This window comes from Clostridium sp. AM49-4BH (assembly GCF_003478335.1).
Taxonomy (GTDB): Bacteria; Bacillota; Clostridia; order Lachnospirales; family Lachnospiraceae; genus Butyribacter.
On the sequence record NZ_QUFB01000018.1, the window covers coordinates 16,929 to 38,191 of the forward strand.

Consider the following 21,263-nt stretch of genomic DNA (forward strand, 5'->3'; position numbering starts at 1 on the left):
TATTTGCTGCATAATACTATGCACCCTTTGCCTGCAGATTTCGTTTGCTGTCCAAAAAATCAGACAGCAGGCCTGCCACCTTATCAATATCGTCCTGATAAATTTCTCCAATATTTCCTACTCGGAACGTCTCTGCTTTTGTTGTTTTTCCCGGATATAAAATATATCCACGCTCCTTGATATAGTCATACATTTCTTGGAACGAAAAATTGTATCCGGCCGGATAATAAAATGTTGTGATGATCGGGCCCTGCACCTCCTGTTCCAAAAATGGGACAAATCCAAGTGCCGACAATTTCTTGCGAAGCAGCTTCTCATTGGCTGCGTAACGCTCATGTCTTGCAGTAATGCCGCCCTCTGCCTCCAGTTCTTCCATTGCTTTGGCAAATGCCAGAACGACATGTGTCGGTGATGTAAATCTCCATTTGCCGTCCACATTCATAGTTTTCCACTGATCATACAGATCTAATGCTAATGAACGTGCATTGCCTTCACAGGCAGCTAACAGATCTTTACGGACGATCACGTACGCAAAACCCGGTACGCCCTGAATACATTTATTGGCACTGCTGATAATGCAGTCAATCCCCCACTCTCTCACCGGGATATCCACTCCGGCAAAGCTGCTCATTGCATCGACGATAAAGGTTGCACCTGCTTCTTTCACAACCCTGCCGATCGACTGTACATCATTCAGAATACCGCTCGTAGTCTCACTGTGAACCATCGCAACATGCGTGATCGACTTATTTTCCTGCAAGATCATTTTCACCGTCTGTGCATCCGGCTGTTCGTCAATTGCCCAAGAACGCATATGATAGGAGATTCCCGCATGATGCGCAATATCTGCCATGCGCTCTCCATATGCACCATTGGCGAGGATCAATAAGTAATCGTCCTCTCCCACTAACGTCGTAATTGCCGCTTCTACACCAAAGGTTCCACTACCCTGTATCAATACACTGGTATACTCCTCCTCAGAAACATGTGCCAGCTTCAGCAGCCCCGCACGAATCTTCTGTGTAACTGACTTGTAATCATCATCCCAAGTACAATGATCGATCATCATTTCCCGCTTTACCGTATCCGTTGTCGTAAGCGGACCCGGTGTTAATAATTTATATCGCATTTTAATCTCCATTTCGTGTAATCAATTATGGCATAACTTCGTCTGACAACTGCTGATGTTTCTCATACAGCTCAAAGGTCAACGGCTCTGAGAAAGTCTTTGGATAGGTTGACTTATTCGCTGCATCTGCAGACTCACCCTCATACAACGGATTAGGATAGGATTTCTGCAACTCCTCACGTCCATGCTCGATAATGCACTGTGCCATCTTCTGTGCCAGCGGATTGGTATCCTTGCCCTTGTCGATGACTGCAACCGACTCGGTCAGGGAGAAATTACCTTCCGTCGGATCTACATAATCAATCGGCTGACCATTTGCCTTATCTGCGACTGCCTGATGTCTGAGACCGAATCCAATCGCAACTTCACCTGCACGGCACAATTTTAACGGTGCAGAACCGGAATCCTCAATATGATCGCCTGCATTTACATAAATCTGCTTTAATATGTTCTGCGCTTCCTTCTCGCCATAGGCAGAGATCAATGCCTGCATAAGCAGCCAAGCAGTTGAGGAAGACTTCACGTCCGTAATTGCCAGATAACCCTTATACTCCTTTTTGGTCAGATCTTTCAGGCAGGTCGGTGCGGAAAGATTATGCTTTTTCATCAGATCCGTATTCATGATGATCGCACCTTCCTGCGAAGTGATCGGTGCTGCATAATCGCCAAACTTATCCAACGTCTTTACCGGAAAGTCCAACTTTTGGAACATCTTATTTTGCTGCTGTGCACTGTCCAGATAAAAAGTACTCATAGTCACCATATCTGCCTCAATATTTTTGCCTTCTGCAAGCAGCTTACCGCCAAGCTCTGATGTACCAAATCCATTAAAGGTATATTTATCTTTGTAGCCGTTGTTATCCAACGCATTCTGCATTGCGGTGATCGCTTCATCATCTGCGTTTGAGTAAATAACAATTTTCGCATCCGACCCTTTTCCCGAAGATCCCCCTGTTGCATTTCCACATCCTGTAATCGCTGTTGCAGCCAATGTCACTGCCATCATCATTCCCATTAATTTTCTTCGAAACATAGTTCCTCCTTCTTGTGCATCCCTTTCGCACGTCTTGATAATTTATATTTAGCAAGCACCGCAAAGAGTGCTTTTGCTATCAGATTCGTAAAAAAGATCAACAAAGATAATACAAATACTTCATTAAACTTATTAATATACTGTAGCTGCTTGATCTTCGTCGTTAAGACCATCGTTCTTGATCCCACCAGGAAAATAATGGCACTCACCGTCACGCAGGCGTTTGTGAAATAATAGTCAAATACACTCCACAAACTTTCCCGCACATTTGGCGTCACAATACGCACTATCGTCTTGAGCCAACTGTCTCCCATCAGTCCTGCTGTCGTTTCCCAACTTTCATTTAGCTTAGATAATGAATTTTTCATCATCAGATACGGCGATGAAAAATAATGGATCACGTTACAGATCAGCAGTATCCACATGGTGTTTTGCAAACTCGTTCCCGAAAACACAAACATGTATGCTACACCAAGCACCATACCCGGAATCGTGTTTGTCACCAATGCAATGCCCTCGATAATCCCTTTGCACCACTTCGGCATATGACTTCTCGCTGTAACAAGTGCGGCACCATACGCTGTGAATGTTCCAATGATTGCAGTAAGCACTGCCATTTCCAATGTGTTGATATAAATCTGCAGCAAACTGTCATCGGTAAACACTGCGATGATGTGTTCCAGTGAAAAGCTCACTTTATTCGGCCAGTCTGTCACGAATGGGGCCACAAAGATCACCGCAAAGATCGAAAGCATCAGTACCAAAAACAGGACTGATAATCCAGACCATATAACATCTCTCAAACGATTTTTGGTCAGTTCTGCACCACTGATCTTTTTGTAGCGGATATTATATTTTTCCAGAAATTGTAATAAGCAAATACTTACAATGGATGGAAGCAGCATGATCATCGCTACCGCTGCACCTTTGCCAAAATTCGGAATGCCTCCCAGCATTTGGCGATAAAGCACACTCGCTACTACTTCAAATCGTCCTCCAACGGATGCCGGAATACCAAAATCGGTAAAACTCAGGAAAAATGCCTGAATGAACGCACCGCATAGTGTCCCTAAAAGCGGTCTGATAATAGCGATCCAAAAAGTAGCATAGGACTTATCTCCCATTACTTTGGATACGACCATCACCTTCTTGTCGATATACTGCATCGTGTTACTGATCAGCAAAAAGGCAACCGGTATTGTGTATACGCTATATCCGATCAATAATCCCCAAATACCATAAAGATCAAATGGCAGTTTGTGATGGAAACATTTTGTCAGCAATCCATTATTACCAAAGGAATAAATAATGGCGAATCCATACGTGATCGTTGGCATAAACATGGGAAACATCGCTGCAATGCGAATAATACTTTTTCCTTTCGCCGGCAAATTAGTATAATAACAGGTATAAGCTAACACAAAGGCGATCAGCGTTGCTACTGCTGCAGACAATGCGGCGATCTCAAAACTGTTGCGTAATGCCTGTCCAAATTTATGCCCTGTAAATACACTTTGATAAACCGACAAGGTGTATACTCCATTTGTATCCATAAACGAACGAAGTGACAATCTGACGATCGGCATTGCTAAAAATACGACAAAAAACAGACTGATCACTCCGAATATCAATTTAATTCCAATTGCATTCTTTTTCACTGTTACACCGCTTTCCCTGCTGTTAATGGCGCAGCGCCAAACAGTGTCAAGATGTTATCTCGTTTGATCACAAGCTGATTTAAGATAAATTTGCGGACAAAATCATTTTGCGGACTGTGCACGATCTGTGCCGGCGTGTCATACTGGGATATTTTGCCGTGTTCGATAATAAGAACCCTGTCCGAAAGTGTCAGTGCCTCTTCCGGATCATGTGTCACGATGATCGTTGTCAAGTGAAACTGTCGGGAAATCGTCTTAATCTTGTCTTTGATCGACTCCTTGATCACTCCATCCAACGCCGAAAGCGGCTCATCCAACAATAAGATCTTTGGTTTCATCACCATCGTTCTCGCTAGCGCAACGCGCTGTTTCTGCCCACCGGACAACTGCTCTATTTTTTTGTCCAGATGTGCACGCAGTTCCAACAGATCGATCAAGGCATCTACCTCTTCTGCTGTTGATAAGCCAGGCTTGTTGCGTAGTCCATATACAATATTCTGATATACATTTAAATTGGGAAATAATGCATAATCCTGAAATACGATATTGAAATCTCTTTTTTCCATAGAAAGCTTTGTGATATCTTCTTCCTGATAATAAATCGTTCCCTCATCCGTATCGGTAATCCCTAGGATCAAATTCAAAAGGGTCGTCTTACCGCAGCCGGACGGTCCTAAGATTGAAACGATCTCCCCATCCTGCACTTCAAGGGAAATGTCATTCAATACACTCACACCATCAAATGATTTGCTAATATGATCTAACTTTAACATGGGCTCATTCCTTTCTATACTGTCATGCAATATATGTTTTATCTGCTGACCATTATAGAAAGTCTATGTAAAATTCACTACCGCGCCAAAGTAAAAAAACCGTAAAAAGTATCTGATGACTACATGCCTTTCGGAAACTCGAAGTCCCGGAAGCAAGGTATTCATCAGAGACTTAACAAAAGTTGTTTTTCATAACAGAGCCAATGTTCTCCGAAGAGATCTGCTTCCCCGCACAGTGTAAAATGCAGATGGGCATAAGAGTGTACCGCTCGCTGATTGCCGGGACTGACAAGATAGTGCACGCTTTTGCACCCACGCTTTGCGGCAACCTGCATCATTGCCAAAATCATTTTTCTGGCAATCGCCTGTCCTCTGGCATCCTCACGTACGACCAGTCTGGCGAACTCTGCAGCGGGCTGTAGTTGCGCAGACCAGCAAGGCAGTTCTTCCACGACATGATCATCGTCGATAGAGATTGCTCCCAGAAGTTCTCCCATCTCGTCTTTCCAAACGTATGCATCTCCACGGGCAAGATCGCTGTCCATAGTCTCCTCGCTTGGATAATCTTCGTTCCAAGTGCAGCCTTCGCTTCCGATGGCTTCTGTGTATAGTGCCATAATATATGGTTTATCGCCGATAGTTGCTTGATATAATGCCATTTTCTTTCGCTCCTTTACAAAGTGTTATTCTGCCTGTAAAGTATATATAATATCATTAATTTATATAGAAAGGAAGTTTCTCATGATAACGACCAACACTACCTCCTTAAAATACACCATAGACACACCGGAAAACCGCCAATTTCTGTCCGAGATCCGCGACACGTTATTTTCCTTTGGCAGACAGTTTCCCTCACCGGGCGGTGGTTCCTATTACCTCGGCGATGATGGCACGCCACTGAAAGACCGTCCGCGTGAAACTTGGATCACGAGCCGCATGGCACATGTCTACAGCATCGCTTCTTTATTAGAACCTGCATCGGATTATGGTTTGCTTGCCGATGCCGCTTTGCAAGGATTGTGTGGAGAACTGCATGATTGCTCCAACGGTGGCTGGTATGCCGGATTACAAGCGGATGGCACTCCTTTGCCAACCAAACAATGCTATGCACATGCTTTTGTCATCTTGGCAGCCTGTTCCGGCGTTTTAGCGAAAAGACCTGCAGCGCAGTCATTGCTAGAGGATGCTTTAGCAATTTACGATAAATATTTTTGGAATGAAACAGAGGGACTTTCCTGCGATACTTGGAATACAGAATTTACGATATTAGATGATTACCGTGGGCTTAATGCAAATATGCATACGGTGGAAGCGTTTTTAGCAGTTGCGGATGCAACAGGCAATGAAACCTACCGCTGGCGGGCAGGACGTATTATTGATCATGTTCTTACATGGGCTAACCATAATGACTGGCGTATCCCGGAACATTTTCGAAAAGACTGGACACCGGATCTGGACTGTAACAAGGATCATCCGGACGATCCGTTCAAACCCTATGGTGCAACACCGGGTCATGGTATCGAATGGGCAAGATTGATCACGCAATGGGCATATTCGATGAAAAATACAACGGAAGATACTACTCCGATTGAAAAATATGTGACTGCTGCCGAATCTCTCTATCAGAGGGCAATCAAAGATGCATGGAACGCAGACGGTGCACCGGGTATCGTCTATACTACAGACTGGCAGGGAAACCCTGTCGTTCATGACCGCATGCACTGGACTCTTGCAGAAGCAATCAATACTTCTGCCGTACTTTGGCATGTCACTCACAAACAACAGTATGCCGATGACTATGCAATGTTTCTCCGTTATTTGGATGAACAGGTATTGGATCATGTCCACGGCTCTTGGTATCACCAGCTCGATGCTGCCGGAAATGTCCTGACAACCGTGTGGCCGGGCAAATCAGATCTATACCATGCCGTGCAGGCAACGCTGATCCCGTACTATCCTGTAGACACCTCGATTGCAACAGCAGTAGCTCATCCTATGATATAATGAGCCTCAGAGAAAAACAAGCGGCTGCGAAGCAGACATTTGTTTTTCTGGGCTCATTAACGAGCAAATAAGCTTGTGAAACAAGCGAATAAGCTCTGAAAGAGCGGATTTGCGAGTTTGATAAAAAGACTAATTGATATGTGATATAACGAACAGATTTGATGATCACCACATGTTTGTCCCCAGCGGGCAATGTGCATCTGACCGAAAGGCTCTCGCTTCCACATAAGTACCACATTTTCGGCAAGTACCTTTATTAAGCCATTTACACGCCTTGCATACCGCAAGGCGTGTTTCATATTGCGACGGATCAGCCTGTTCCATTTTAGGGACACTCCTTTGAAAGTCCAACACCTGCTGTAGTGCCGTCTGCTCATCCATTTCCCGTAGCAGACAGCGTACACAGGGGATCCGCATATTTGATCCAGACATATTAAATCTACATTCCCTTCTCAGACAATCGGACAATGAATCCGACATACACTGCACGGTAACAAAGTAACTGTCTGCTCGCTGCCGTTCCAATGTTCTGTACGATACTGCACCTTCACCTGATCCGGCTGTTCAAAAGTATTGTGCGCATGCACCTCATCCTGAAGCACAGCAATCTCTGCTTGTCCGTTAAATTGGCTCTTATCTTCCAAACGGCAGATCACCTGTATTTCTTCCTTCAGCGAAGTATTCGCAAGCGTAATCGTCATATTTCCATCATCACTCACAGACACCGACTCCGAAAGTGATGGTATCACTTTTCCATCATAATCTACCGGCAGCGTATCAACCGCACTTTGCACAAGACTGGCACCCTGATGTTCTTTATACATAGCAAATACATCATAAGTTGGCGTCTTAACGATCTGATCCCCCTCTGTCAACACCATCGCCTGCAATACGTTGACAACCTGTGCGATATTTGCCATTGAGATCCTATCACTATGTTTGTTAAAGATATTTAAATTCAAAGCGGCTACGATCGCATCACGCATCGTATTTTGCTGGTACAAAAATGCCGGATTCGTTCCCGGCTCCACTTCATACCAAGTTCCCCACTCATCTACAATAAGATCAATATTATGCTCTGGATCAAGCTCATTCATAATCTTCAAATGACCCTCAATGACCTGCTCGATCCCTAACGTGTTCGCGATCGTTGCGTAATATTGCTGCTCAGTAAAATCCGTAGCACTTCCTTTGTGTTCCCAGTCGCCCGGCACGGTATAATAATGCATACTAATCCCTTTGGCGTGCTGATGGTTAATACGACTCATCAGCTCTCTCGTCCATGCATAATCATCCCCATTTGGTCCACAAGCTATTTTATATAATTGATTGCCGGAATATTCTTTGCAAAACTGCTGATACCGCTTATATTCATTGGCATAAAAGTCCGCGTCCATGCTGCCACCGCAGCCCCAATTTTCATTGCCGATACCCAAGTATTTTACTTTCCAAGGCTCTGCATGACCGTTCGCTGCACGTAACTCTGCAAGAGTTGATCCTGACTCTGCCGTCATATATTCCAACCATTCTGCTGCCTCCTGCACCGTACCACTTCCCAGATTAACAGCAATGTATGGTTCACAGCCGATCTGTTCGCAAAGTTCCATAAATTCGTGCGTACCAAAGCTATTGTCCTCTACTGTACCGCCCCAGCTTGTATTGACCATCTTCCGTCTGGACTCCTTCGGGCCAATGCCATCTTTCCAATGATATTCATCCGCATAGCATCCACCCGGCCAGCGCAGTACAGGAATCTTAATCTCACGCAGAGCCTCCACAACATCATTGCGCATGCCGTTGGTATTCGGAATATCCGAGTCCTCTCCAACATAAACGCCGTCATAAATGCAGCGTCCTAAATGCTCCGAAAACTGTCCATAAATCTCCGGTGCGATCGTGCTCTTGTGAACACTTGGTGTTATACTTAACACTGATTTTTTCATAAATAAGTTTCCCCCTTTTTACTATTTTCTCCTAGTATACTATAGGTTAGCAACTAATTTCAACCTCAAAATAGTCCACCGATCAAATATACTGCAAAGGCCGCAACCCATGCAACGATACATTGCCAGATCACCATGCTGACAGCCCATTTACTGCCCAACTCACGTTTTACAGATGCGATCGCTGCGATACACGGAGTATACAGCAGACTAAATACGAGCAATGAACCGGCCGTCAATGGTGAAAGTACTGTACTGATCGATCCGCTGAATAAAACTTCTAACGTGGAAACAACACTTTCTTTTGCCATAACTCCACTGATCAATGCGGTAGCAATTCTCCAATCACCAAGTCCCAGCGGAGTTAATACAGGCACAAATATCTGCGCAATCATTGCAAGCATACTGTCCGAAGAATCGGACACCATATTCAAACGCAGATTAAAACTCTGCAAAAACCAGACTACTACCGTTGCGACCAGTATAACTGAAAATGCTTTCTGCAGAAAATCTTTTGCCTTTTCCCATAACAACTGTCCCACATTTCGCACACCAGGCAAACGATAATTAGGCAATTCCATCACAAAAGGAACCGGTTCTCCCTCAAATAATGTTGCTCGGTATAGGAAGGCTACCAAGATTCCCATAACAATGCCAAACAGATAAAGCCCCGTCATGATCAGACCGCCGCGCCCCGGGAAGAACACGCTGACAAAAAACGCATATATCGGTAATTTGGCCGTACAACTCATAAACGGCGTCAACAAGATCGTCATTTTACGATCTCTTTCACTAGTCAGCGTACGTGTTGCCATGACAGCCGGCACTGTACAACCAAACCCGATCAACAATGGAACAATGCTTTTGCCGGAAAGACCGATCTTGCGAAGCAACTTATCCATTACAAAAGCCACACGGGCAATATACCCACTGTCCTCCATTAATGACAAAAAGAAAAACAAGGTGACAATGATCGGCAAAAAGCTTAGCACACTCCCCACACCGGTAAATATTCCATCCATGATCAAACTGTATAACGCATCATTCAGCTGAGCTGCTTTTAATCCTTTTCCTACCATATCTGCGATTGCATCAATACCTAATTGCAATATATTTTGCAGCCATGCACCGATCACGTTAAACGTCAGATAAAATACTGCAGCCATGATCGCAATAAAACACGGAATCGCTGTATATTTTCCGGTAAAGATCCGGTCTATCTTCTCACTGCGAATTCGCTCTTTACTCTCTTTTGGTTTTACCACTGCTTGTTCACATAAACGTTCAATGAAATCAAAGCGCATATCTGCAATTGCAGCACTGCGGTCTACACCTCGCTCTGTCTCCATCTGGCACACAATATGCTCCAACATTTCCTTTTCGTTTTCATCAAGTTTTAACTGCTTTAGGATCAGCAGATCTCCTTCAATTGCTTTCGTTGCAGCAAATCGCACCGGGATATCTGCCTTTTCAGCGTGATCTTCAATCAGATGGATCACCGCATGAATACACCGATGTACGGAACCATCGTGATCTTTTTTGTCACAGAAATCCTGTCGCATCGGCCGTTCCTGATACTTTGCAATATGAAGTGCATGTTTCACGAGTTCCTCTACGCCCTCGTTTTTGGCTGCAGAAATCGGAATGACAGGTACCCCTAGCAATTCCTCCATCAAATTGACATTGATCGCTCCATGGTTACTGGTTACTTCATCCATCATATTCAATGCGACTACCATCGGAATATCCATCTCCAAAAGCTGCATTGTCAGATATAAATTACGTTCAATATTGGTTGCATCGACAATATTGATAATTGCTGTTGGATGATCTTGCAGCACAAAGTTACGCGAAACGATTTCTTCGCTGCTATATGGCGACATCGAATAAATTCCCGGCAGATCCGTCACATTTGTATCTGAATATCCCTTAATAGCACCATCTTTGCGATCCACTGTAACCCCGGGGAAATTGCCAACATGTTGATTCGCACCTGTCAACTGATTAAACAATGTCGTTTTACCACAATTTTGATTGCCGACCAGGGCGTATGTTAAAGTGGTTCCTTCCGGCAGAGGATGTTCGTCCTCTTTGGAATGAAACTTTCCCTCTTCACCAAGCCCCGGATGTACAGATGGCTGTATTCTTTCACTACCGGCATGACTATTACTGCGCTTGTCAATCGGTTTTATCTCAATCTGTTCTGCTTCTGCTAGGCGAAGCGTCAATTCGTACCCGTGTATTTGTAACTCCATCGGATCTCCCATTGGTGCAAACTTGACAACCGTCACCTCTGCTCCGGGAATCATTCCCATATCCAAAAAATGCTGTCTAAGCGCGCCTTCGCCACCTACTTGCGTCACAACAGCACTCTTTCCTATCTCCAGTTCTTTTAAGGTCATACTATCCTCCAGGTATAATTCTTGTTGAGAATTTTTCTCATTAAATTACGGTATATCAATATATTTTCAATGTCAACTCCTTTTACCGTTTTTTTTGACTTTCCTGACATTTATTGCTATTCTTTTGGTAATGATCTACGCATCTGCGAAAGTAATGGATCCCATTTTTTTCGCTCAAGCTGATACACAAAATATATTAGGAGGGAGCGCTCTATGTTACTGCATGTACTGGCAGCAATTCACAATACTACCACTCTGCTGTTTGGCATTTTTTTATCTGCCTTTTTTTTAGGCGTGCGCCAAAATAAGTCTAATACGATCAAACTGCTATTGTATTCTCTGGCAGAGGGTACCGTCTATCTGCTGTCACTCACTCTTATCGGTGAAACTGCTACCATGCAGATCTACCCTCTGTTCATACATCTTCCGCTCGCTCTGTTTTTGACATTCTACTACCATTACACATTTCTTTCGTCCTGTGTTTCCATCGTCTCTGCCTACCTTTGCTGTCAGGTCAGTACGTGGATCGGAATGTTCGCACTTTCTCTCTCCAGTGAACAATGGTGTTATTACTGCTTTCGCATCATCGCAACCCTCGGTACGTATTTCTTCCTATGCCGCTATGTGTGTCACACGACAGAAATGATTTTTGCGAAGGATAGACGAGAGCTTTGGGTTATTGGCTTTCTCCCTTTTGTCTATTATATTTTTGACTATATGTGTACAAAATTTTCCAATCTGTTATACTCCGGCAACAAAGCTGTGGTCGAGTTTATGGGCTTCGCTTCCTGTCTGGCCTATCTTACATTTCTACTTATATATTTCAAGGAATACGAACGCAAACAGCAGATCCGCCAATACAGCGATCTGACTAAAATGCAGCTTCTTTCTATTCAAAAGGAAATTGAACAGGTCAAACTTAGCGAACAAAAAATTGCTATTTTGCGGCATGATATGCGGCATCATCTAACAATCATCTTGACACAGCTTCAAAACAACAGTCCGGATCATGCGATAGATTACATCAAACAACTATACGACAGCTATGATGATACCGTCATTACAAATTACTGCAAAGATGAGATGATCAATTCCGTAATCTCTATCTACCATACACGATTTGAAGATATCGGCGTTATCTTTCAATGCAATATTGGCAGTATGCCACCATTGCCGGAATCCGAAACGGATGTTAGCACTATTCTGTCCAATGCACTGGAAAATGCATTGCATGCTCTGCAGAACATGACTATTCCGAATCGTATGATCACCTTAACAATCTCTGAAAAAAACGCACATCTCTTGATCCAAGTCGAAAATACGATTGAAAAACCGCCGAAATTCATAGACGGTATTCCAATCTCTGAGACACCCGGTCACGGTATAGGCGTGCGAAGTATTATATATTATGTTGAAAAGCTCGGCGGACAGTGCCACTTTTCTGTATCCGGCAACTACTTTACCCTTCAAATTATCATTTAACGAATGAGAGAAAGAGGACATTATGAAAATAGCAATTTGTGATGATGAACCAATTTATATAGAAACAACTTCCCGTTTATTACAGAAATGGGCTGGTGAACATGGTATTGAAATGCAGATCTTCACGTATGATAATGGCGACGATCTGATCGCTGCACATACAGATGAATGTATGGATTTGATCCTGTTAGACGTCATTATGCCTCTTTTGAACGGCATAGACACTGCTGCTGAATTACGTGCAAACGGACAGGATGTTCCCATTATTTTTCTAACTTCCTCCCGTGAATTTGCAGTTGAATCCTACGTGGTCAAAGCCTTTCATTATCTGCTGAAACCCATTGACGAAATACGATTATTTGCTGTCATGGACGAATACCGGAAACAATTTTGCAAGGTCAAAGAAACCTTTACGGCACAGACTGTGACCGGTTTTTACAAAATGACGATCGAAGAGGTTGCCTGTCTGGAAGCGCAAAACAAACTGGTACTTGTAACCTTTTCAAACGGGACGCAGATCACAATCCGTGAACCATTTTATAAGTGCGAAGAGATATTCCATATGGATCGGGGATTTATCAAGTGTCATCGCAGCTATATCGTAAATCTAATGTTCGTAGAACAATTTACTAAAACCGAAGTGACTCTTCAAAACGGCATGGTCATCCCAATTTCGCGAAATAACTATGCTGCCTTCAAGGAAGTTTATTTCCGATATATGTTTCAAAAATAGCAGTTGCATTTCCCAATTATGGTGTTAAAATAGATAATTGCGATATTGAAATTGTTAATTACTCCCTGTACATTATACGAGGCAAACAAATCGGAGTTCAGCGTTACATATGGAGGTCGAAATTAGATGAGTAAAGATGTCACGAAAGATATGACAACAGGTAAGCCACTGCTTTTGATCCTGCAGTTTGCATTTCCTTTGTTGATCGGCAACTTTTTTCAGCAAATGTATAATGTTGCTGATGCGGCGATCGTTGGACGATTCCTTGGACCGAAAGCGCTAGCTGCAGTCGGTGCCTCCTCTAGTGTCCAATTTTTGGTACTTGGATTTTGCATCGGCATCTGTTGTGGATTTGGAGTTCCTATCGCTCAACGCTTTGGCGGCAAGGATTACAGATCCATGCGCGCCTATATCTGGCACAGCATTTTTATCACGATTGCTGCCGCCGTCCTGCTGACAACGATCTGCGCCCTGCTTTGCCCTGCTATTTTACATATTTTAACCACACCAGCCAACATCTATAAAGATGCCTATATTTACTTGTTAATTATTTTCCTGGGCATCCCTTGTACTTTACTGTACAATCTGCTTTCGAGCATACTTCGTGCCGTTGGCGACAGCAAAACACCTTTTTTGTTTTTGGTGTTTTCCACCATATTAAATATTATCTTGGATCTGGTCTGCATCGTTGTCTTTCACTGGGGCTGTGCCGGTGCTGCAATTGCAACGATCACCGCTCAGGGGATCAGCGGGCTGCTTTGTCTCGTGTTTATACTAAAGAAGGTACCGATACTGCATCCAACCGCAGAGGATCGCGCTTTTCGCCCACAGATGGTATCGCATCTGCTTATCATGGCGATCCCTATGGGACTGCAATATTCCATTACAGCGATAGGCAGTATGGTCATGCAGTCCGCCAACAACGGACTGGGTGACGTCTATATTACCGGATTCACCGCAGCTATGCGTATTAAGCAGTTTGCCATGTGTCCATTTGATGCAATCGCAACCGGTGTATCCACCTTTTGCGGACAAAATCTTGGTGCCGGGAAGACGGATCGTATTAAGAAGGGAATCTTGCAGGGCGTCTTCGTCGGCATGGCATATGGCCTTGTAGCAGGCATTGTACTGATCTTCTTTGGCCGTACATTGACACTACTGTTCGTGAAGCCATCCGCTACTGCAGTGCTTGATGCTTCTGCCAAATATCTGCGCTGCCTCGGATTCTTCTATTGGTCACTCGGCATCTTAAACACCTGCCGCATGACCACACAGGGTCTTGGCTATTCCGGCAGAGCTATCCTCTCGGGCGCCGTCGAAATGGCGGCACGCTGTTTCGTCAGTCTGGCATTGGTTCCTATTTTTCACTTCGATGCAATCTGCTTTGCCGATCAAAGTGCTTGGATCACTGCTACGCTCTACATCGTACCGACTTGTCTGCTCGTTGTGCGCTCAATTGAAAAAAAAAGAAAGGAATGTAAATGATTATGAGAAAAAACAATTGGAAAACGACTGCAATAGCGGCACTTCTAAGCATCTCTATGGTGCTTCCTACCACCAGTGGATCAGCGGCAGCTGCTTTTGCTGTAACGCCTAAGGATGTCACTACTCACAAAGCAACCGCAACTGAACCAACCGCTACGCCTGATTCCAAGGCAACACCGCCAATATTAGAAACAGATGTGGCGAGCGCATCCAACGGATGTACAATGCTTGGTATCTATGGTTCGTATTATAGTCAGGCACAGGAAGCTCTAGACAAGTTAAATGAAATTCGTAAAGAAGCCTGTGAAGCCGGCAACATACCGGATCCGCGCGATCCCAGCCGTATGCTGACATCCGATGATTATAAACCGTTAAGATGGTCGAGAGACTTAGAAAGCATCGCTCGCATCCGTGCGGCAGAGGCTGGCATTTCGTTTAATTTCATGGCATCCGGACATGATCGTCCCAGCGATAAAGATACTTTTTCCCTATCCTTTCATGGTGTATCTTCCAATTGTGAAGATCTCGCTTACTGTTGGGGAAAAAGCATGACCGAAGGTGTCCTTCTGTGGAAATCTGAACAAAAAGACTGGGTCGATCAAAATCTGTCCAATGAAACCGGTCATTATAAAAGTATGATCAATCCAAAATACAACTATGTCGGATTGGGCGATTTCTATTCCGAAGCAGCACCTTATCCGAATACCGTTGCCGGTGAATTTTCTACGAGAACCGGTCTGAACGAAACCATGCAGGATGTGCAGACCGATGTTATACAAAAAGTTGAGATCTCCAACAAATATATCAAAGAGAATTTCTTAGACGGCACAGATACGATAAAAACGGAGCAGACTTCCAGCTTAACCGCAAAAGTACGTTTGGAACGCACTCGCAGCAATGGCAAAGTGTCCACCCGCGAGATCTGGTCCGTCCAGCCTCTAACCTATTCCTCTTCCGACCGTACGATTGCTACGGTAGATAACAACGGAAACGTTACAGGTCTTACCAATGGAGATGTCACCATTACAGCAAAAGCAGATAACGCAATATTTGCGACCAAAACAGTACATATCTCTTGTGCGCATAAGCGTAAAGAGACCGATTATACACCGGCAACCTGTACCAAAAATGGGTCACGTACATATCACTGTGACACCTGTAATAAAGATTTTGAGGAAATCATCCCCAAAACACCACATAACTATGTATATGGAGAGATCGATGCCAACGGCAAGAGCACGGGTATCTGCTCCGACTGCCAGAATACGATCTACATCGCTCCGCCAACCTCGTTCGATATTTATTGGCGGAATAGTACCTCCACCACAAGTTCCTATTATTCTTCCATGCCGGCCAGCAACCCAATCGGCTCCACCATTTATGCATGGGCGCAAAATATCAACGGCGATAGCGATTATCAGGAGCTCCGTATTGAATCCTCAGATCCGTCTGTCATTTCCACGCCTGGTATCATATCCGATAAGACCTACGTAAATCCGCTTAATGTATTAGCTGCAGGCATTACACAAATCACTGTGTATCCAACCTATAACCCTGCCCTAAAGAAAACCTATACTCTTCGTATCGGTGAAAACGGCAGTGTTGACATTGCACAGGCCGAAATCACTCTGTCCGAAAAGTCGTACATCTATACCGGCAAGCCACAGAAACCAAAAGTCACTGTGACCATGCATGGTACTACCCTGACCGAAAATAAGGACTACACGATTCGTTATGAAAACAACACCGCTGTCGGTACAGCAACTGTCACGGTAACAGGAGCCGGTCTGTTTTGTGGACAGACAGCGATTCCGTATACGATTCAATCCTCTGCCGCCAAACCACATACACATGTGACTGTAATCGATGAAGCAGTTCCGGCAACCTGTACCACTCCGGGACTTACCGAAGGATCTCACTGTTCTGAATGCGGCTTGGTATTCACGCCGCAGCAGGTTGTAAATGCACTCGGACACCAATATAAAGATGGGGAATGTACCGTATGTGGCTACCAGCGTTATGTAAATAAAGATCATTTACGTTTCACCCTGGAAGAAAGTGTGGAGGGCACAAAATTCGCCTCCGTCTCTGTCGTTCCAAACGATATACTGACCGGAGATATCCATGTTTCATCTACCATAACGATCAACAACACCTCATATCCGGTACGTGTCGTCACCAAAAAAGCATTTGCCGGACAAACGAACGTAACAAGCATTACCCTTCCACAAACGATCACCCGCATTGATTCGGAAGCATTTGCTGACTGCAGCAAATTAAGCAAAATGTATTTTCAGTCCGATAACGCACCGACCACTGCAAGTGACGCTTGGAAAAATGTCGTCAGTGAAACCAATACTTTAGACTTTTATTGTCCAAAGTATGGCATCGGATATTATAATCTGGCAAAAAATGCCGGTGCTACCACACACTATGATGAAGCGATTCCAAATCATGTACATACTATGATATTTCATGATACGGTTGCCGCGACCTGCACGGAAGCCGGTTCCGCCAGCTATTATACCTGCAGCGAATGTTGTAAGGTCTTTTGGGATGCTGACGGCAAACAGGAAATCGACATAAGCGAGACATATTTAAAACCACTTGGACACGATTGGGCAACTAACTTCACCATTGACATCCCGGCAACCAAAACATCTACCGGAGAAATGTCACTGCATTGTAAACGCTGTAATGAACGTTCACGTATTACGGAAATACCAAAACTGACAGACAATAACAACTCCGATGATCCGGACTTTGACCTTCCTAACCAAAATAACAATAATCCCGGGAATGGACAATCTGTCAACAAAAACAATACCGCCACTCCAAAAGTCGGCACTGTATTTACCGTCAAAGGACTGCGTTACCGCATTGCAAACCGCAATGTGTGCACAAAGACTTGCACTGTAACCTGTCTCGGATATGACAAGAAATATCTAAAAAGCAAGAAAAAGGGATCTGTTACATTATCCATTCCAGCTAAAATAGCTTACGGCAAATATAGCTGTATGGTTACTGCCATTGGCAATAAAGCATTTTATGGCTGCAAAGCACTCAAGCGTGTTTCGACCGGAAGTAATGTGTTATCCATCGGAAGTAAAGCATTCTCCGGTTGCAAAGCACTTAAGAAAGTAACCATTTTGAAAAAGACAAAGAAAATCGGAGCCTCTTCTTTTGCGAAATGCAGCAGTCTGCGCACCATAACCATTAAGACGACGTCTCTAACGAAAAAGTCTATTGGTAAAAAAGCATTTCATGGCATTGCAAAGAAAGCGAAATTTAAGCTGCCATCCAGCAAGAAAAGGCTGTACAAAAAATGGGTCAAAAAATAAACAGACCGCTTCAATATCCCTCACCTTTAACAACCCATTTGCCGTTCTTTTTCTTCAAACGAATGATACGATACTTTCCGCTCTTCGTATCCTTGCCTTGGAACTGTATTTGGTCACCTGATCCACCATTGTATTCCAAGCTCTTCACCTTTTGTGTGGTGTGTTTATAATATTCTTTAGCCACCTTGAGTGCTGCGTGAATATCTTCTTCATCAAGAGATTCCTTAGCGACTGCAGAAGCCCTCTCCTGCTCTTTCTTCGTTGGGCTCGCAGTCGCTTCCTGCTCTTTCTTCGTTGGGCTTGCAACAGCTTTCTGCTCTTTCTTCGTTGGGCTTGCAACAGCTTTCTGCTTCGATGTACTCATTGTATTTTTTCGTCCGCTTGCTCTTTGACCACATGCCGTTGCAAGTGCTGCCACTACCATAATAGTAATGATAAATACTTGTTTCTTCATAATGTCCTCCTTGTATTCCTGTTCCGGTTTCACCATACTCCCTGCATCCACATATTGTGATTTCAAAAGAGTCTGAAACACCTTACTTTCTTTGCAGTGACATCATAAAACAACAATGTATCTAATTTGTATTATTATGAACTGTAAAGCAGGCCGATAACTTCCAGTTTGCAAAACTGACCAAAAATACAAACAGTTCGTAAAAGTATAATTTTACGAACTGCTTTTTTCTACTTCTCCACCAGCTCCAGACAGTCTCCATAGTGCATCTGCAGTGACTTTAAGTCCATAATCATCACATAAAATATTCTGCCATTGTGCACTGAATCCACTATCCTGCCATGGTCGAGCACTGAAATATATTTACCGTCTGCTTTTCGCATATGAAAGAAAATATAATCATTTGAGTGTCCTCCGTCAATCTGCGACCATATGCTTTTTTGACAGCTTTCCTGTTCATCCGGCCGTATCAGATTGCAGAAGCTCTTACCTGTATATGCAAGCAGCTCGTCCATATTTTTACAGCCTGTAAGCCGAAGCAGCTCACTGTTTGCAAGCAGAATCTCATCATTTTCTTTATCTGCTCTGTAAACAATGAAAGCTCCAGGCAAATTATTAATAATATCCTTCATTGCAAAACCAAGCTTTGCGCGACTCTTTACTTGCTCACCCTCACGATATGCTATGCAGCCGTTCTTCCCACGCATTTTCACCGCATAAAGTGCCATGTCCGCACAACGCATAAGCTTTGAACATTCATCAGCCAAAACAGGATACTCCGCAAAGCCCAGTGAAATGGTAAATGTATGCGCTTCACCTTTACAATAAAAATTCCTGGTTTCTTCTGTAAACTTCTTAAGAAAAGGCTTAACCTCCACTGCCGTGCAATCCGGCATGAAAATGCAAAACTCATCGCCTCCGTTTCTGCCGAGTATAACATCCTTTGAAAAATATTGCTTCATGCTCTCTGCAAGCTTCTGCAGTACACCATCACCCGCCGCATGTCCATACACATCATTAACAAGCTTGAAATCATCAATATCAAGCATCGCCACAACACAGTGCTTTTGCGGGTTCTGCCTCATATATTGCTCAACCTGCCTATTAAAGCCAAGTCTGTTGTAGATACCTGTCAGTGTGTCTGTAACTGCAAGTTTCTTGAAAAGCTTTCTGTTTTCATTGATTGAAATTAATGCTACTGTAAGCCCTGTCAAAAGCAGGACTATAATTACACCTCCAATAAACATGTATATCAGGTTGCTATTATTGTAAAACCCACTCTTGGGTAAAATCTCAAGCCTCCACTTATCTCTATACACGTCAAAGTCATATATCACCGGATCGTTCAACTCTTTCTTTGAACCGTAAACCCACTCATATGTATCATCCCACGGCGAAGCACACTTCTGCAGACTGTACTTAAATCCAAAATTGGAAAGAGCCTCTACAGACTCAGAAAAAATTTCCGGAACCTTCAGTATAACAATTGTGAAGCCCCAAAAGCTCTTCTGACCATTTTCATTCTCCAAATAAACAGGATTGCGCACTGCTATACCATATCCGCCCTGCTTCAGCTTAAACGTTCCCTGCATAATTACAGTGTCATTATCCCTCGCATAGCGCGAAATCTCTCCCCTGTCACTATCATTTATCAGATCTATCTTGCCGGATTCATTCCCCTCCTTTGGATATATTTCAGTCACAACTCCATTCGGTGCTATCTGTATACTCTGAATCGAATCGTCCATCATTTTTGCTGCAATATCATAAAACTTATTTATATTTCCATCACCACTTATGACAACCTGCTTTAAAGTATCGGTAACTCCTATTCCCTCCATAAGCTCGCCATATATACGCTCTGCATATGTCATCGCATTGAGCTGCGCTTTTGTCCTGTTCTGCTCCTCCTGATCCTCACCGACTACATATATCGTACCGATTAACGCACACATGCCCAATATAAATACCACTACCGGAACAATGAATCTCTTTTTTAGCTTTTGCATTTGTATCGCCTCCTAAAATCAATGTCTATCTGTTCCACATAATTTTAATATTATAGCTTTAGGATAAGAAAATGTCTATAAATTTACATAAATTTCCAACACTTCAAACTCATAAGCAAAACGAAAAGAAGCCTCACCCATTATTAAATGAAGCCTCTACTTTTATCATATACTGTAAATCTACTTAGTTCGTATCAATATTTTTCAGTTGTTCAATATACTGAAATACGCGACATAATAAGCAATCGGTGGTTCAGTCAATACTTCCGGTATGGGAAATTTGAGTCAATAATTTTTCAAAAGACTCCTCAAACATCTTATCATCTTCCGCTGTACGTTTTTTTGGTCCTTTCACATGATTTTTATGAGAGGCACGTCGCGCCTTTTTGTTGAGATGTCTGGTCATTAACATCTGATCGATATTATTATTCGTATACCATTTTCCAGACTGATGAATCGCCGCCGCTCCTTTCCCCAGTGCCATCGCTGCGACCCCATAATCCTGCGTAATTACCACATCATCTTTCGTACACAGACTGATCAATTTATAATCGACAGCATCTGCTCCCGCATCAACCACGATCACATCACTATAGTCTGACTGCAAAATATGATTCGTGTCGCACAAAAGAGTCACCGGGATTTGAAACTTAGCTGCAACTTTTTCCGCAATAGAGACAACCGGACATGCATCCGCATCAATATATATTTTCATATCTTATTTTCACCTCGATCACATTAATAAATACTACTCTAGCACAGTCTGTACGAAGTTTAGTTTGAGATCTATAACTTACTCAAACTTCCCCTACTTCAA

General features: G+C 43.5%; 16 protein-coding genes. 5 read left to right on the forward strand and 11 right to left on the reverse strand.

Annotation, left to right across the window (positions count from 1 at the left end; translation table 11 throughout):
• Positions 1-16: 16 nt before the first annotated feature.
• From DW981_RS15605 to DW981_RS06855, 5 genes are all read right to left on the reverse strand, one after another.
• Positions 17-1,129, reverse strand: coding sequence for a 2-aminoethylphosphonate--pyruvate transaminase (locus DW981_RS15605; RefSeq protein WP_022025632.1), 1,113 nt, complete (start codon positions 1,127-1,129; stop codon positions 17-19).
• 25 nt (positions 1,130-1,154) lie between these two features.
• Positions 1,155-2,162: an extracellular solute-binding protein gene (locus DW981_RS06840; protein ID WP_118507207.1), complete on the reverse strand. Its 1,008-nt coding sequence runs from the start codon at positions 2,160-2,162 to the stop codon at positions 1,155-1,157.
• Positions 2,144-3,820: an ABC transporter permease subunit gene (locus tag DW981_RS06845; RefSeq protein ID WP_243034676.1), complete on the reverse strand. Its 1,677-nt coding sequence runs from the start codon at positions 3,818-3,820 to the stop codon at positions 2,144-2,146. The genes DW981_RS06840 and DW981_RS06845 overlap by 19 nt, the downstream gene beginning before the upstream one ends.
• Before the next feature lie 2 nt (positions 3,821-3,822).
• Positions 3,823-4,593, reverse strand: a complete 771-nt coding sequence (locus DW981_RS06850; RefSeq protein ID WP_022025635.1) for an ABC transporter ATP-binding protein — start codon at positions 4,591-4,593, stop codon at positions 3,823-3,825.
• A gap of 164 nt (positions 4,594-4,757) precedes the next feature.
• On the reverse strand, positions 4,758-5,252 hold the full coding sequence (locus DW981_RS06855) for a GNAT family N-acetyltransferase (protein WP_118507208.1): 495 nt from the start codon (positions 5,250-5,252) through the stop codon (positions 4,758-4,760).
• A gap of 82 nt (positions 5,253-5,334) precedes the next feature.
• Here DW981_RS06855 and DW981_RS06860 point away from each other — a divergent pair, with 82 nt between their 5' ends.
• Entirely contained in the window at positions 5,335-6,597 is a 1,263-nt protein-coding gene (locus tag DW981_RS06860) for an AGE family epimerase/isomerase (RefSeq protein ID WP_118507209.1), read from the forward strand.
• Between the two features lie 165 nt (positions 6,598-6,762).
• Here the strand turns inward: DW981_RS06860 and DW981_RS06865 are convergent, their stop codons facing one another.
• From DW981_RS06865 to feoB, 3 genes are all read right to left on the reverse strand, one after another.
• A complete protein-coding gene (locus DW981_RS06865; RefSeq protein WP_118507210.1) occupies positions 6,763-7,029 on the reverse strand; it encodes a DUF6171 family protein in 267 nt (88 codons plus the stop codon).
• 20 nt (positions 7,030-7,049) lie between these two features.
• Positions 7,050-8,540 (reverse strand): alpha-L-arabinofuranosidase C-terminal domain-containing protein, encoded by a 1,491-nt coding sequence (locus DW981_RS06870; RefSeq protein ID WP_118507211.1) that lies wholly within the window; start codon positions 8,538-8,540, stop codon positions 7,050-7,052.
• 65 nt (positions 8,541-8,605) lie between these two features.
• The gene (gene feoB, locus DW981_RS06875; protein WP_118507212.1) at positions 8,606-10,942 is read right to left on the reverse strand and encodes a ferrous iron transport protein B; all 2,337 of its coding nucleotides are present in this window, start codon (positions 10,940-10,942) and stop codon (positions 8,606-8,608) included.
• 213 nt (positions 10,943-11,155) lie between these two features.
• Between feoB and DW981_RS06880 the strand changes: the two genes are divergently transcribed.
• The 4 genes from DW981_RS06880 to DW981_RS06895 all read left to right on the forward strand — a co-directional run bounded on the left by DW981_RS06880 (position 11,156) and on the right by DW981_RS06895 (position 17,983).
• Entirely contained in the window at positions 11,156-12,424 is a 1,269-nt protein-coding gene (locus tag DW981_RS06880; RefSeq protein WP_118507213.1) for an ATP-binding protein, read from the forward strand.
• 22 nt (positions 12,425-12,446) lie between these two features.
• Positions 12,447-13,157: a LytTR family DNA-binding domain-containing protein gene (locus DW981_RS06885; RefSeq protein WP_118507214.1), complete on the forward strand. Its 711-nt coding sequence runs from the start codon at positions 12,447-12,449 to the stop codon at positions 13,155-13,157.
• A gap of 126 nt (positions 13,158-13,283) precedes the next feature.
• On the forward strand, positions 13,284-14,642 hold the full coding sequence (locus tag DW981_RS06890; RefSeq protein ID WP_243034677.1) for an MATE family efflux transporter: 1,359 nt from the start codon (positions 13,284-13,286) through the stop codon (positions 14,640-14,642).
• A 2-nt stretch (positions 14,643-14,644) separates the two neighbouring features.
• Entirely contained in the window at positions 14,645-17,983 is a 3,339-nt protein-coding gene (locus DW981_RS06895; protein ID WP_182434175.1) for a leucine-rich repeat protein, read from the forward strand.
• Between the two features lie 10 nt (positions 17,984-17,993).
• Here the strand turns inward: DW981_RS06895 and DW981_RS06900 are convergent, their stop codons facing one another.
• The 3 genes from DW981_RS06900 to DW981_RS06910 form a co-directional block, all read right to left on the reverse strand.
• Positions 17,994-18,437 carry a hypothetical protein gene (locus DW981_RS06900; protein WP_147352623.1) on the reverse strand — a complete coding sequence of 148 codons (444 nt, stop codon included), beginning with the start codon at positions 18,435-18,437 and terminating at the stop codon, positions 17,994-17,996.
• Between the two features lie 230 nt (positions 18,438-18,667).
• Positions 18,668-20,446 carry a diguanylate cyclase gene (locus tag DW981_RS06905; protein ID WP_118507217.1) on the reverse strand — a complete coding sequence of 593 codons (1,779 nt, stop codon included), beginning with the start codon at positions 20,444-20,446 and terminating at the stop codon, positions 18,668-18,670.
• Positions 20,447-20,699: 253 nt separating this feature from the next.
• On the reverse strand, positions 20,700-21,161 hold the full coding sequence (locus DW981_RS06910) for a YaiI/YqxD family protein (RefSeq protein WP_022025934.1): 462 nt from the start codon (positions 21,159-21,161) through the stop codon (positions 20,700-20,702).
• Positions 21,162-21,263 lie beyond the last annotated feature (102 nt).

Coding starts and splice junctions, on each gene's coding strand:
- DW981_RS06840 (WP_118507207.1), bottom strand. CDS start 2,162: ATGTTTCGAAGAAAATTAATGGGAATGATGATGGCAGTGACATTGGCT.
- DW981_RS06900 (WP_147352623.1), bottom strand. CDS start 18,437: ATGAAGAAACAAGTATTTATCATTACTATTATGGTAGTGGCAGCACTT.
- feoB (WP_118507212.1), bottom strand. CDS start 10,942: ATGACCTTAAAAGAACTGGAGATAGGAAAGAGTGCTGTTGTGACGCAA.
- DW981_RS15605 (WP_022025632.1), bottom strand. CDS start 1,129: ATGCGATATAAATTATTAACACCGGGTCCGCTTACGACAACGGATACG.
- DW981_RS06870 (WP_118507211.1), bottom strand. CDS start 8,540: ATGAAAAAATCAGTGTTAAGTATAACACCAAGTGTTCACAAGAGCACG.
- DW981_RS06855 (WP_118507208.1), bottom strand. CDS start 5,252: ATGGCATTATATCAAGCAACTATCGGCGATAAACCATATATTATGGCA.
- DW981_RS06865 (WP_118507210.1), bottom strand. CDS start 7,029: ATGTCTGGATCAAATATGCGGATCCCCTGTGTACGCTGTCTGCTACGG.
- DW981_RS06885 (WP_118507214.1), top strand. CDS start 12,447: ATGAAAATAGCAATTTGTGATGATGAACCAATTTATATAGAAACAACT.
- DW981_RS06860 (WP_118507209.1), top strand. CDS start 5,335: ATGATAACGACCAACACTACCTCCTTAAAATACACCATAGACACACCG.
- DW981_RS06905 (WP_118507217.1), bottom strand. CDS start 20,446: ATGCAAAAGCTAAAAAAGAGATTCATTGTTCCGGTAGTGGTATTTATA.
- DW981_RS06910 (WP_022025934.1), bottom strand. CDS start 21,161: ATGAAAATATATATTGATGCGGATGCATGTCCGGTTGTCTCTATTGCG.
- DW981_RS06895 (WP_182434175.1), top strand. CDS start 14,645: ATGAGAAAAAACAATTGGAAAACGACTGCAATAGCGGCACTTCTAAGC.
- DW981_RS06890 (WP_243034677.1), top strand. CDS start 13,284: ATGAGTAAAGATGTCACGAAAGATATGACAACAGGTAAGCCACTGCTT.
- DW981_RS06850 (WP_022025635.1), bottom strand. CDS start 4,593: ATGTTAAAGTTAGATCATATTAGCAAATCATTTGATGGTGTGAGTGTA.
- DW981_RS06880 (WP_118507213.1), top strand. CDS start 11,156: ATGTTACTGCATGTACTGGCAGCAATTCACAATACTACCACTCTGCTG.